The sequence below is a fragment of the Pseudomonas sp. USTB-Z genome, assembly GCF_019691255.1.
Classification (GTDB): Bacteria; Pseudomonadota; Gammaproteobacteria; order Pseudomonadales; family Pseudomonadaceae; genus Aquipseudomonas; species Aquipseudomonas alloputida.
In genome coordinates this window covers 371,225-383,393 of sequence record NZ_JAECZP010000001.1, presented here as the reverse complement: position 1 = coordinate 383,393, position 12,169 = coordinate 371,225, and the positions used below count along the sequence as shown (strand labels likewise).

The following is a 12,169-nucleotide window of genomic DNA, read 5'->3' as shown; positions in this document are numbered from 1 at the left end:
GGCTCTGGCGAGCCTCAGATCATTCGCCACAGCTCTTGAGGCATGCCCGCGTAGGCGGCCAGCGGAGGCATGACAAACGACTGGATCACCTGGATCGCCAGGAAGGCGAAGATCGGCGAGATGTCCATGCCGCCCAGGTTTGGCACCAGGCGGCGGAACGGCGCCAGCACGGGCTCGCTGATCTGGTAGGCCAGTTCGGCCGCCGGGTTGTGGCTGTTGGGGGCAACCCAGGAAACGATCACCATGACGATCATCGCCACCCAGAAAATCTTCAGGAACAGCGAGGTGATGCCGATGATCGCCCACATCAGCAGGTGCAGGACGTCGCCGAAGGTACCGTAGGTGACCATCAGCACAAAGCCCATCAGCAAGGCCTGGATGACCACCGCCAGCAGTAGCGACGAGGTATCCAGCCCGCCAACGCTTGGGATGATCCGGCGGATCGGCTTGAGCAGCGGTTGGGTGGCACGAACGGCGAACTGGCACAGCGGGTTGTAGAAGTTGGCCTTGACCAGTTGCAGCACGAAGCGCAGCAGGACGATGACCAGGTAAAGGCTGACCAGGGTTTGCACCACGAAAATCGCGGCGCCTGACAGTGCATTCATCTAAAGCTCCTTATTTGCCCAGTTGTTCGGCCAGCTCGGCGGAGCGCGTGGCTGCAGCCTGCAGCGCCTGCTCGACGATGGCTTCGAAGCCGCTGGCCTGGAACGACTTGATCGCCGCTTCCGTGGTGCCGGCGGGCGAAGTGACGCGGCGGCGCAGTTCAGCGGCATCGACATCGCTTGCAACTGCCATGCGCGCGGCGCCCAGGGCCGTCTGCAAGGTCAGTTGGGAGGCCGTTTCGCGTGGCAGGCCGAGTTTTTCGCCTGCCGCGGTCATGGCCTCGATCAGCAGGAAGAAGTATGCCGGGCCACTGCCGGACACAGCTGTCACGGCGTCCAGTTGCTGTTCCTGCTCCAGCCACAGGGCGGTGCCCACGGCCGACAGCAGTTGTTCGGCCTGCTGACGCTGTTCGCCGGACACTTCAGCGGTGGCGTACAGGCCGCTCACGCCTTGGCGCAGCAATGCCGGGGTGTTGGGCATGCAGCGCACCACCGGGCGAGCGCCCACCCAGCTTTGCAGGCTGGCGCACGTGATGCCGGCGGCGATTGAAACGATCAGCTGGCCATCCTGCAGGTTGGGTTGCAGTGCCTGACATACGGTTTTCATGACTTGTGGCTTGACCGCCAGCACGATGACGTCAGCGCCATCGATGGCCTGGGCGTTGTCCTCGAAGGCTTCAATGCCGTGCTCGGCCTGGATGCGACTGCGGGTCTCGGCGCCCGGGTCGCTGGCGCGGATCTGCGAGGCGTCCAGGCCCTGGGCACGCAGACCACCGATCAGGCTGGCGGCCATGTTGCCGGCGCCGATAAAGGCAATACGTGTCTTGCTCATGTCAGGTCCTTGTGGAAAAGAGTGAGTGAAGCATGGAATCAGGTGTTGCCGTAGTCGCGGGCGCCGAACAGGGCCGTGCCAATTCGTACCCACGTCGCGCCCTGGGCGATAGCCGCTTCCAGGTCGTGGCTCATGCCCATGGACAGGGTGTCCAGGCCAAACCCCAGGCCTTCCTGCAACTTGCGCAGGCTGGCGAAGGCGGCCTCCTGGGTGGCGCGGTCTTCGGTGGGTTCCGGGATTGCCATCAGCCCGCGCAGGCGCAGGTTGGGCAGTGCGGCTACGGCTTTGGCCAACGCGGGTAGGTCGGCCGGGGTGCAGCCGGATTTACTGTCTTCGCCGCTGACGTTTACCTGCAGGCAGATGTTCAGCGGCGCCAACCCGGCAGGGCGCTGTTCCGACAGGCGTTGGGCAATTTTCAGGCGGTCCACGGAATGCACCCAGTCGAAATGCTCGGCGATGGCTTTGGTCTTGTTCGACTGAATGGGGCCGATGAAGTGCCAGATCAAGGGCAAGTCGCTGAGGGCCTGCTGCTTTGTCAGTGCTTCCTGTAGGTAATTCTCCCCGAAGTCGCGCACACCGGCGGCATGGATCTCGCGGATAGCGCTGGCGGGCTTGGTCTTGCTCACGGCCAGCAACTGGACGCTGGCCGGATCACGCCCGACTGCCTGGGCAGCACTGGCGATACGGGCGGAAATCGCGGAAAGGTTGTCTGCTAGGGTGGACATGGATCGATGCCGGCAGCTGTAGGGTCTGCGGCATTCTACCTGCTTGAAGGCCTTTGGGGAGTCTCATGGATGTGACCGACCTGTTGGCCCGAGCTGTGGATGCGGGGGCTTCAGACCTGCACCTGGCGACGGGTCAGATTCCGATGCTGCGCCTGGATGGCGAGTTGCAGCGTATGGGCTTGCCGCCCTTGAGCCAAGGGGCCTTGATCGAGGGCATGGCGAGCGTGCTGGATGATGACCAGCGCCGGCAGTGGGCCCAAGGCGATGAAATGGACCTTGCGCTGGAGTTGCCGGCGCTTGGGCGCTTTCGGCTGAACCTGTTTCGCCAGTTGAATGGCCCGGCGGTTACCTTTCGGTTGATTCCGGGGCGCATTGCGACGGTGAGTGAGCTGGACCTTGCGGATGTGTTTCAAGCTGTTGCGCATTGCCGGGATGGCTTGATCCTCGTGGGCGGGCCGACCGGCAGTGGCAAGTCCAGTACCCTGGCAACGCTGCTCGACCAGCTGAACCGCGAGCGGGCGCTGCACATCATTACCCTGGAAGACCCTGTCGAGGTCATCCATGCCAGCCAGCGCAGCCTGGTCAACCAGCGTGAGATGGGGCGCCATAGTCGCGGCTTTGCTCAGGGGCTGCGCAGTGCGCTGCGCCAGGACCCGGACGTGATCATGATCGGCGAGTTGCGCGACCTGGAAACCATTCGCCTGGCCCTGCGCGCGGCCGAAACCGGGCACCTGGTGCTGGCAACCGTGCATGCGCGTTCGGCGACCAGCAGCATCGACAGGTTGGTGGAGGTTTTTGCTGCCGAGGAAAAGCCGTTGGTGCGGGCGATGCTGGCCGAGTCGCTGCGCCTGGTGGTCGCGCAGGTGCTGGTCAGGCGCGTGGGGGGTGGGCGGGTGGCTGCGCGGGAAGTGCTGGTGGCGACGCCGGCGGTGCGTAACCTGATTCGGGAGGGGCGCTTGGCGCAGTTGTCTTCGGTGATGCAGGGCGGGGCGGCGGAGGGGATGCTGACGATGGAGGGGGCGTTGCGGAGGCTGAGGGAGCGAGGGTTGATCAAAGGCTTGTAGTACCTGCAAAGGCCCTTTCGCGGGCGCGCCCGCTCCCACAGGTATGGCGCTGCCCGCGAGAGCGACGCGGTAGCTGTGGGAGCGGGCGTGCCCGCGAAGGGGCCGGTACCGGATAGCGCCGATCAGATTAACGCTTGGCCAGACTCAGCTGCTGCTGCTCTTTCGGCAGCACCCGTTTGGCCACCACGTAGTGCTTCTGCCAGTAAGGCTTGCTCAAGGTGTCGATACTCACCCGCTTGCCACGGCGTGGCGCGTGGATGAAGCGGTCGTTACCCAGGTAGATGGCGACGTGATTGACCCGACGGCTCTTGATGTTGAAGAAGATCAGGTCGCCAGGCTTCAGATCACCCTTGGCCACCTTCACCCCATGGCCCTGGGCCATGGCATTGGAGGTGCGCGGCAGGTCGACGTCGGCGACGTCGTTGAAGGCGTATTTGACCAGCCCGCTGCAGTCAAAGCCTTTTTTCGGGCTGCTGCCGCCCCAAACATAAGGGGTACCGAGCACATTTACCGCACGGCTCAGCACATCGCTGCTTTGCTTAGGCGACATGGCGGCGACATTCGCACCGCGGTTGCTGACGGCATTGCTTGGGCGGGCGCGCAGCGCGGTCTGCTTGGCGGGTGCGTGTTTCACCGACGCGTTGGTCGTGTAGCCGGTGAAACCATTGGGAAGACGTTGCTCACGATTGGTGGCGTGGGCGGCCAGGGGCAATAATAGGCAGAGGGTCAGCCATGTCTTGATCAAAGGCGGCATAGATGAAGCTCTTATGAATAGTTATGTGTTGGGCGCGCAACTTTATAACAGCTTTTTGATCAGTTATTGATCCGTTGGTCGATTGCCTAGGCGCCGTATGTCGGGTAGCGACGAGAAAGTCACATTTTTTCTTAGAAAATTTTCGGATAACCCACGGGGGCTATGAATGAACAGTTATCAACAGGGGGTGCCCTTTCACAACACCCACAGCAAAACCATTGGCTACCTGCTGTGGATTTTCGGCTTCACCGGGTCCCATCGTTTCTATTACGGCAGGCCGATTACCGGGACCATCTGGTTCTTCACCTTCGGCTTGCTGGGCATTGGTTGGTTGATCGACCTGTTCCTGATCCCGTCCATGGACCGTGAAGCCGACCTGAGGTTTCAGTCCGGGCGTATCGACTACAACATCGCCTGGATTCTGCTGACCTTCCTGGGGGTGTTTGGCCTGCACCGGCTGTATCAGGGCAAATGGATCACCGCGATCATCTACTTCTTTACCGGCGGGTTGTTCCTGGTGGGGGTGCTGTATGACTTCTGGACGTTGAACAGCCAGGTGTCCGAGAGGAATGCGGGGCGGGGCTGACGGTACCGGGGCTGTTTTAGAGCCCATTCAGGGGCAAGCCCGTCCCCCATGAAAAAGGCCTTGTCGCGCCGCCGCGGCAAGGCCTTCTTTGTTACTGGCGGGTCTGCCGCTGTTGCAGCAACAGGTTGCTGAATCCGGCCCCAGCCAGCTGCTTCTGTGCCCCGGTCAACTGCTCGCGGTTGCTGAACGGCCCGACCAGTACGCGGTACCAGGTTTCATCCTTGACCGTGCCCGACTCCACCTTCACGGACTGGCCCAGCAGGATGATCTGTGCCCGTACCTTGTCGGCATCGGCCTGCTTGCGGAACGAGCCGGCCTGAAGGAAGTACTGCGTGGTCGCCGCCGGCTTGATCACAGGCGGTGGCGGCGGCGGGGTCTGGCCGAGCAGTGCTGCCTGGGCCCTCGCCGTGTCGATTTTCGCCGCTTCTGCTGGTGTCACCGGGGTTACTGGCTGGGCCGGCACCGGTGGCGTTTTTTCCGGTACGGCTTCCGGCGGCACGATCACCTCAGACTCCGGCAGCAGGGTGTAGAAGTCGTACTTCGGCTTCACCGGCTGTTGCGGGGTAGCTTGCGCGGGCTTGCCGGCTTCGGCCGTTTTCGCCGGTTTCTCCTGCTCGGGCTTGGTGCGCTTGATGTCATCGCCACCGGGTTCGAGTTTCATCAGGAACACGATGAACGCGCCTACGGTCAGGCCGACCGCCAGCCATACCCAGCCGGGGATCGGCTGTTTGGCCGGTGCCGTCTGGCGGCTGGCGCCGCGTTTCGGGGCAGGTTTTTTCTTGGCAGCCAACTTACATGCGCTCCAGGGTTTCCAGGCCGAGCAGTTCCAGACCTTGTTTGAGGGTGCGGCCGGTCAGGGCGGCCAGGCGCAGCCGACTCTGCTGCTGCGAAGGGGTTTCGGCAGTGAGGATCGGGCAGTTTTCGTAGAAGCTGGAGAACAGGCCGGCCAAGTCGTACAGGTAGCTGCACAGCACGTGCGGCGTGCCTTTTTCGGCGACGTTGTTGAGGATTTCGCCAAACTGCGCCAGGCGCGCGGCCAAGTCCTGCTCGTGGGCTGCGTGCAGCACGATTTTGCCTTCGACTTCGTCAAAGCCTTTGCCCAGCTTGCGGAACACGCCGGCTACGCGGGTGTAAGCGTACAGCAGGTAAGGGGCGGTGTTGCCTTCGAAGTTGAGCATCAGCTCGAAGTTGAAGCTGTAGTCACTGGTGCGGTGCTTGGACAGGTCGGCGTATTTCACCGCGCCAATGCCCACCACCTCGCCGATGTGGCGCAGTTCGTCGTCGGCCAGGCTCGGGTTCTTTTCCTTGACCAGCGCGTAGGCGCGCTCCTTGGCCTCGGTGAGCAGGTCGATCAGCTTCACGGTGCCGCCGTCACGGGTCTTGAACGGGCGGCCGTCGGCGCCGTTCATGGTGCCGAAGCCCATGTGCTCCATTTGCATCGGGTGGCCGACGAAGCCAGCGCGGCGGGCTACTTCGAACACCTGATTGAAGTGCAGGGCCTGGCGCTGGTCGACGAAGTACAGTGCGCGGTCAGCCTTCAACACGTTGCTGCGGTAACGCACGGCAGCCAGGTCGGTGGTGGCGTACAGATAGCCGCCGTCAGCCTTCTGCACGATCACCGGCAGGGGGTCGCCTTCGCTGTTCTTGAACTCGTCGAGGAACACGCATTGGGCGCCCTGGTCTTCGACCAGCAGGCCCTTGGCCTTGAGGTCGGACACCACGTTGGCCAAGTCGTCGTTGTAGGCGCTTTCGCCCATCACGTCGGCCATGGTCAGCTTGACGTTGAGCAGCTCGTAGGTCTTCTGGCAGTGCGACAGCGAAATGTCCTTGAAGCGTGTCCAAAGGGCCAGGCACTCGGGGTCGCCGGCTTGCAGCTTGACCACCAGGCCGCGGGCGCGAGTGGCGAACTCCTCCGATTCATCGAAGCGTTTCTTCGCCGCGCGGTAGAAGTTTTCCAGGTCCGACAGCTCGTCGCTGGTGATCGGGTTTTCCTGCAGGTAGGCCATCAGCATGCCGAACTGGGTACCCCAGTCGCCGACGTGGTTCTGGCGGATGACGTTGTCGCCCAGGAACTCCAGCACGCGCGCAACGCTGTCGCCGATGATGGTCGAGCGCAGGTGGCCGACGTGCATTTCCTTGGCCAGGTTGGGCGCCGACATGTCGATCACCACCTTTTGCGCCGGGCCGGCTTTGCGTGCACCCAGGTGGGCGTCGGCCAGAGCGGCATCCAGGCGGTTGGCCAGGGCATCGGTGTTCTGGAAGAAGTTGAGGAAGCCGGGGCCTGCAATCTCGACCTTGCTGATGTCGGCGCTGGCCGGCAGGGCGTTGATCAGTTTTTCGGCGAGGTCGCGCGGCTTCATGCCGGCCGGCTTGGCCAGCATCATGGCGATGTTGCTGGCGAAGTCGCCGTGGGTCTTGTCCCGGGCGTTTTCCACCTGGATCGCCGGCGACAGCCCTTCAGGCAGCACACCGTCGGTGACGAGTTGGGTGAGGGCTTGCTGGATCAGCTGGCGAATGGTGTCTTTCATGGGGATCTCTTTTCGACCGCAAGCGCGGTGAGCGCCTGGATGCGCAGGTGGAAAAACTGGGCATTATCCGTTGCCGGGAGCAGGTTGCCAACCTTTGGGCGGCAAGCTGGGGGCCACAAGCGGCAAGAAAAAGCGGCATCGCACCCGCCCGGCGCTTGCTTGCCGCTGGTCACTCGCAGCTTGAAGCTCAATACAGGTCTACCGGGTCGACATCCAGCGACCAGCGCACCTGGCGCCCGCTCGGCAACTGTTCCAACACTAGCAACCAGGCGCTGATCAGTCGATGCAACGGCGCCCGGGTATTGGCCTGTATCAACAATTGTGCGCGGAATCGTCCGGCGCGGCGCTCCATGGGCGCCGGTACCGGGCCCAGCAGTTCGATGCCCGGCAGGTGCTGTTCGGCCACCAGGCGCTCGGCGGCGGCACAGGCTTCGTCGAGAAAACTTTCGGCCTGCCCCGGCTTGTGTGCTTCGGCACGCAGCAAGGCCAGGTGCGAGTAGGGCGGCAGCCCGGCGGCTCGGCGTTCGTCCAGGGCCTGTTCGGCGAAGGCGAAGTAGCCTTGCTCGGTTAGCTGGACCAACAGTGGGTGGTCGGCCAGGTGGGTCTGGATGATGACCTTGCCGGGTTCTTCGGCCCGCCCGGCCCGCCCGGCCACCTGTACGATAAGTTGTGCCATGCGCTCGCTGGCGCGGAAGTCACCGGAAAACAGCCCACCATCGGCATCAAGGATGGCCACCAGGGTCACCCGCGGGAAGTGGTGGCCCTTGGCGAGCATCTGGGTGCCGACGAGGATGCTTGGCTGGCCGCGCTGGATGGTGCTGAACAGGTTGTGCATGGCGTCCTTGCGCGCCGTGCTGTCGCGGTCCACGCGCAGGATCGGGTAATCCGGGAACAGCACCTTCAGGCGCTCTTCGGCGCGCTCGGTACCGGCACCGACCGGGCGCAGGTCGACGTGGTTGCATTGCGGGCACTGGTGCGGCAGGCGTTCGTCATAGCCACAGTGGTGGCAGCGCAGCACGCCGGAGCGCTGGTGCACGGTCATGCGCGCATCGCAGCGTGGGCATTCGGACAGCCAGCCGCAATCGTGGCACAGCAAGGTTGGGGCAAAGCCGCGGCGGTTGAGGAACACCAGCACTTGTTGGCCAGCTTCCAGGGTCTGTCGGATAGCCTGCTGCAGCGGGCCACTGATGCCGCTGTCCAGTGGCAGGCTCTTCACATCAAGGCGCAGCATGCGCGGCGGGCGGGCCCCCCCGGCGCGTTGGTTCATACGCAGCAGGCGGTAGCGGCCGGTCAGGGCGTTATGCAGGGTTTCCAGCGACGGTGTGGCGGAGCCGAGCAGGATCGGGATGTTCTCCTGGTGAGCGCGTACCAGTGCCAGGTCGCGGGCGTGGTACCGCAGGCCTTCCTGCTGTTTATAGGAGCCGTCGTGCTCTTCGTCGATGATGATCAGGCCGGGGTTTTTCATCGGCGTGAACAATGCCGAGCGGGTGCCGATGATGATATCGGCCTCGCCGTCCCGTGCCGCCAGCCAGGCATCCAGGCGTTCGCGGTCGTTCACCGCAGAGTGCAGCAGGGCAATGCGCGCGTTGAAGCGTTGCTCGAAGCGGGCCAGGGTTTGCGGGCCGAGGTTGATCTCCGGGATCAGCACCAGCGCCTGCTTGCCGGCTTCCAGGGTTTCGCGGATCAGTTGCAGGTAGACCTCGGTCTTGCCACTGCCGGTGACGCCGGCCAGCAAGAACGCGCCGAAACCGCCAAAGCCCTCGCACACGGCGTCGAAGGCATCGCGTTGCTCTTCGTTGAGGGGGAGTTCCGGCTGTGCCAGCCAGTGCTCATGGCGCAGGGCCGGCAAGTGGCGGCGCGTCTCGATCTGCACCAGATCCTTGGCCAGCAGCAGGTCGAGGCTGTCCTTGTTCAGGTTGAGTTTGGCCAGCAGGCTGTGGGCCACGCCGTGCGGGTGCTGGGCCAGGGTCTTGAGGGCGTCGCGCTGGCGCGGCGCGCGGGCGATGCGCGGGTCCTCCAGGCGGGCGCCAGGGGCTATGTGCCAGAAGCGTTCCTGGCGCATTTCGGCAGCTTCGCCCTGGCGCAGTAGCGTGGGCAGCGCCCAGCTCAGGGTATCGCCCAGGCTATGCTGGTAGTACTGGGCGGTCCACAGGCACAGCTTGAACAGCGACGCGGGGATGGGGGACACCGGGTCGAGCAGGGCAGTGGCCGGCTTCAGTTTGTCGGCGGGCACTTCGCTCTGCGTGCACACCTCTATCAGCACACCGATCATTTCGCGGCGGCCAAAGGGCACGCGGATGCGCATGCCAGGGGTCAAGGTCTGGCGCGCCATGCTCGCCGGCGCCTTGTAGTCGAACAGGCGCCGCAGCGGAGAGGGCAGGGCAAGGCGCAGGATGACGTCGGACACGCGGAAAGTCTCGGAGGGCGTTACAAGGACTGGCGAGCCTAGCAGACGACGGTCGGTGCAAGCGACATCTTGCGCTGACGGTGTGCTCTGGTATTATTCGCCGCCTAATTACGTGCGGTATTCAACAATTGGTGTTGGGTGGCGGCACGCAGCTCGAGGAAGTGACCATGAAAGAAGGTATCCACCCGAACTACGAAGTAGTTGCAGTCACCTGCAGCTGCGGTAACAAGTTCGAAACTCGTTCGACCCTGGGCAACGTCCTGTCGATCGACGTTTGCAACCTGTGCCACCCGTTCTACACCGGTAAGCAGAAAGTTCTGGACACCGGTGGTCGCGTACAGAAGTTCGCCGATCGCTTCGGCATGTTCGGTGCCAAGAAGTAATCATGCGCAGGGCGAATCCTTCGGGCTTCGCATTGTTGCTGAAGAAGGCGTCCCTTGTGGGCGCCTTTTTTGTGGGCGTTATCTGGCATTTCCCGGTCCTGGCGTTCTGCCCACAGCCGGATAAGCCCCAATGGGTAGCGGTACGACAGGTGGTTGATGGCGACACCTTGCGTCTGGTCGATGGCCGCAGTGTGCGGCTGATCGGTATCAATGCCCCGGAAATAGGCCGCAAGGGGCGTACCAGTGAGCCCTATGCCGAAGCTGCCAGACGGCGATTGCAGGCCTTGGTAAAGGCCAATGACGATCGTGTCGGGCTGGTGCCTGGTGTTGAAGGTAAGGACAAGTACGGTCGCACACTGGCGCACATCTACAGCCGCAATGGCGACAATCTGGAAGCACAATTGCTTAGCGAGGGCTTGGGCTACCGCGTGGCCATTGCCCCTAATGTGCGTTTCAGCGATTGCCAGCAGCTTGCCGAACAAGTAGCGCGCCAGGCTGGCGTTGGCCTGTGGCGGCATTCGCCCGTAGTGGCTGCAAGCGATGTCAGGCAGTCAGGTTTCGCTGTTGTGCGTGGTCGTATCGAAGGCATCGAGCGAAATCGTGGTGGGGTCTGGCTTACCCTGGGCGGTACCCTGGTACTGCAGGTTCCCGCTCGTCTGCAGCGCAACTTCCCCGCCAGCTTCTTCGATAATCTCAAGGGACGCCAGGTCGAAGCGCGCGGCTGGGTGCTGGATCGTTCCCGCAGGGGTGGCCTCAAGCCCGGGCAGCGACGTTGGGTGTTGCCATTGACCGATCCAAGCATGTTGGAGCGCATTTCAGGTTAAAAGATGTAGACATTTCGCTACGAGATTGTACACACTGTTGGTTGTATGCCCCCGTGGGTTGTAGCGTAAAGTCGTAGGCTAAAGGCCTTGACACAAGTGACCGGCCAGTCTTGTGGCTCCCCGGCTCTTTGCGTATCCTCGGCGGTCCGTCAGAACAGTAAATAGCGGAATGCCCACCATGTCAGACCTGAAAACCGCCGCTCTCGAATATCACGCTCACCCTCGTCCGGGGAAACTGAGCGTTGAACTCTCCAAGCCCACTGCCACCGCCCGTGACCTCGCCCTGGCCTACAGCCCAGGTGTTGCAGAGCCGGTGCGCGAAATTGGCCGTGATCCAGAGCTGGCTTACAAATACACCGGCAAAGGCAACCTGGTTGCGGTGATTTCCGATGGCACTGCCATCCTCGGTCTGGGTGACCTCGGCCCACTGGCTTCCAAGCCTGTCATGGAAGGCAAGGGTGTTCTGTTCAAGCGTTTCGCCGGTATCGATGTGTTCGACATCGAAGTCGAGTCGGAAAGCCCGCAAGCGTTCATCGACACCGTTCGCCGCATTTCGATCACCTTCGGTGGCATCAACCTTGAAGACATCAAGGCACCTGAGTGCTTTGAAATCGAACGTACCCTGATCGAACAGTGCGACATCCCGGTGTTCCACGATGACCAGCACGGTACTGCCATCGTAACTGCCGCTGGCATGATCAACGCCCTGGAAATCGCCGGCAAGAAACTGGAAGAAGCCAAGATCGTCTGCCTGGGCGCCGGCGCTGCTGCCATTTCCTGCATGAAGCTGCTGGTAAGCATGGGTGCGAAGGTCGAGAACATCTTCATGATCGACCGTAGTGGCGTGATCCACGCCGGCCGTGACGACCTGAACCAGTACAAGGCGCAGTTCGCCCACGCGACCGACAAGCGTACTCTGGCCGACGCCCTTGACGGTGCCGACGTGTTCGTAGGCCTGTCTGGCCCGAACCTGCTGAGCCCGGAAGGCCTGAAGTCGATGGCTGCCAACCCGATCGTGTTCGCCTGCTCGAACCCGGACCCGGAAATCTCGCCAGAGCTGGCGCACGCCACTCGCAACGACGTGATCATGGCGACCGGTCGTTCCGACTACCCGAACCAGGTCAACAACGTACTGGGCTTCCCGTTCATCTTCCGTGGTGCTCTGGACGTTCGCGCCAAGCGTATCAACGAAGAGATGAAGATCGCTGCCGCTATCGCCCTGAAAGACCTGGCCAAGCTGCCAGTGCCGAAGGAAGTTTGCGAAGCCTATGGCGTTGAAGGCCTGGAGTTCGGCCGTGAGTACATCATTCCGAAGCCGCTGGATGCACGCTTGATCACCGTCGTTTCCGATGCTGTGGCCAAGGCTGCCATCGAATCCGGCGTGGCTACCCTGCCATATCCGAAGCACTACCCGCTGACCAGCGTGGATGAAGTGTTCAACGGCTGATTGCCGCAAGCGACATA

At 62.8% G+C, this 12,169-nt stretch carries 12 protein-coding genes; 5 read left to right on the top strand and 7 right to left on the bottom strand.

Annotated features, from left to right (window positions below; translation table 11 throughout):
* Window positions 1-14: 14 nt before the first annotated feature.
* From I8746_RS01655 to I8746_RS01645, 3 genes are read right to left on the bottom strand one after another with little or no spacing between them, the layout of a single operon-like run.
* A complete protein-coding gene (locus I8746_RS01655; protein ID WP_012053960.1) occupies window positions 15-605 on the bottom strand; it encodes a YggT family protein in 591 nt (196 codons plus the stop codon).
* 10 nt (window positions 606-615) lie between these two features.
* Window positions 616-1,434, bottom strand: a complete 819-nt coding sequence (gene proC, locus I8746_RS01650) for a pyrroline-5-carboxylate reductase (protein ID WP_004575483.1) — start codon at window positions 1,432-1,434, stop codon at window positions 616-618.
* A gap of 38 nt (window positions 1,435-1,472) precedes the next feature.
* A complete protein-coding gene (locus I8746_RS01645) occupies window positions 1,473-2,159 on the bottom strand; it encodes a YggS family pyridoxal phosphate-dependent enzyme (RefSeq protein WP_004575484.1) in 687 nt (228 codons plus the stop codon).
* 65 nt (window positions 2,160-2,224) lie between these two features.
* Between I8746_RS01645 and I8746_RS01640 the strand changes: the two genes are divergently transcribed.
* Complete coding sequence (locus I8746_RS01640; RefSeq protein WP_014754737.1) at window positions 2,225-3,223, top strand: type IV pilus twitching motility protein PilT; 999 nt, start codon at window positions 2,225-2,227, stop codon at window positions 3,221-3,223.
* A gap of 127 nt (window positions 3,224-3,350) precedes the next feature.
* Here the strand turns inward: I8746_RS01640 and I8746_RS01635 are convergent, their stop codons facing one another.
* A complete protein-coding gene (locus I8746_RS01635) occupies window positions 3,351-3,977 on the bottom strand; it encodes a C40 family peptidase (protein ID WP_003249118.1) in 627 nt (208 codons plus the stop codon).
* 166 nt (window positions 3,978-4,143) lie between these two features.
* On the opposite strand from I8746_RS01635, the gene I8746_RS01630 reads away from it, so the two are divergent.
* Window positions 4,144-4,563 (top strand): TM2 domain-containing protein, encoded by a 420-nt coding sequence (locus tag I8746_RS01630; RefSeq protein WP_221099933.1) that lies wholly within the window; start codon window positions 4,144-4,146, stop codon window positions 4,561-4,563.
* 91 nt (window positions 4,564-4,654) lie between these two features.
* Here I8746_RS01630 and I8746_RS01625 read toward each other — a convergent pair whose 3' ends face one another.
* The 3 genes from I8746_RS01625 to I8746_RS01615 form a co-directional block, all read right to left on the bottom strand.
* The gene (locus tag I8746_RS01625; RefSeq protein ID WP_003249122.1) at window positions 4,655-5,353 is read right to left on the bottom strand and encodes an SPOR domain-containing protein; all 699 of its coding nucleotides are present in this window, start codon (window positions 5,351-5,353) and stop codon (window positions 4,655-4,657) included.
* A 1-nt stretch (window position 5,354) separates the two neighbouring features.
* Window positions 5,355-7,091, bottom strand: a complete 1,737-nt coding sequence (argS, locus tag I8746_RS01620) for an arginine--tRNA ligase (RefSeq protein ID WP_221099931.1) — start codon at window positions 7,089-7,091, stop codon at window positions 5,355-5,357.
* Window positions 7,092-7,278: 187 nt separating this feature from the next.
* Window positions 7,279-9,498, bottom strand: a complete 2,220-nt coding sequence (locus I8746_RS01615) for a primosomal protein N' (RefSeq protein ID WP_088512576.1) — start codon at window positions 9,496-9,498, stop codon at window positions 7,279-7,281.
* Between the two features lie 167 nt (window positions 9,499-9,665).
* Between I8746_RS01615 and rpmE the strand changes: the two genes are divergently transcribed.
* The 3 genes from rpmE to I8746_RS01600 all read left to right on the top strand — a co-directional run bounded on the left by rpmE (window position 9,666) and on the right by I8746_RS01600 (window position 12,152).
* Window positions 9,666-9,881 carry a 50S ribosomal protein L31 gene (rpmE, locus tag I8746_RS01610; protein WP_003249127.1) on the top strand — a complete coding sequence of 72 codons (216 nt, stop codon included), beginning with the start codon at window positions 9,666-9,668 and terminating at the stop codon, window positions 9,879-9,881.
* Window positions 9,882-9,883: 2 nt separating this feature from the next.
* Window positions 9,884-10,705 carry a thermonuclease family protein gene (locus I8746_RS01605; RefSeq protein ID WP_012053955.1) on the top strand — a complete coding sequence of 274 codons (822 nt, stop codon included), beginning with the start codon at window positions 9,884-9,886 and terminating at the stop codon, window positions 10,703-10,705.
* 178 nt (window positions 10,706-10,883) lie between these two features.
* Window positions 10,884-12,152 carry a malic enzyme-like NAD(P)-binding protein gene (locus tag I8746_RS01600; protein ID WP_029611797.1) on the top strand — a complete coding sequence of 423 codons (1,269 nt, stop codon included), beginning with the start codon at window positions 10,884-10,886 and terminating at the stop codon, window positions 12,150-12,152.
* Window positions 12,153-12,169: the final 17 nt, after the last annotated feature.

Bases quoted from the DNA above. Each gene is read 5' to 3' on its own strand.
- I8746_RS01655 (WP_012053960.1), bottom strand. From the start codon at position 605: ATGAATGCACTGTCAGGCGCCGCGATTTTCGTGGTGCAAACCCTGGTC.
- proC (WP_004575483.1), bottom strand. From the start codon at position 1,434: ATGAGCAAGACACGTATTGCCTTTATCGGCGCCGGCAACATGGCCGCC.
- I8746_RS01645 (WP_004575484.1), bottom strand. From the start codon at position 2,159: ATGTCCACCCTAGCAGACAACCTTTCCGCGATTTCCGCCCGTATCGCC.
- I8746_RS01640 (WP_014754737.1), top strand. From the start codon at position 2,225: ATGGATGTGACCGACCTGTTGGCCCGAGCTGTGGATGCGGGGGCTTCA.
- I8746_RS01635 (WP_003249118.1), bottom strand. From the start codon at position 3,977: ATGCCGCCTTTGATCAAGACATGGCTGACCCTCTGCCTATTATTGCCC.
- I8746_RS01630 (WP_221099933.1), top strand. From the start codon at position 4,144: ATGAACAGTTATCAACAGGGGGTGCCCTTTCACAACACCCACAGCAAA.
- argS (WP_221099931.1), bottom strand. From the start codon at position 7,091: ATGAAAGACACCATTCGCCAGCTGATCCAGCAAGCCCTCACCCAACTC.
- rpmE (WP_003249127.1), top strand. From the start codon at position 9,666: ATGAAAGAAGGTATCCACCCGAACTACGAAGTAGTTGCAGTCACCTGC.
- I8746_RS01605 (WP_012053955.1), top strand. From the start codon at position 9,884: ATGCGCAGGGCGAATCCTTCGGGCTTCGCATTGTTGCTGAAGAAGGCG.
- I8746_RS01600 (WP_029611797.1), top strand. From the start codon at position 10,884: ATGTCAGACCTGAAAACCGCCGCTCTCGAATATCACGCTCACCCTCGT.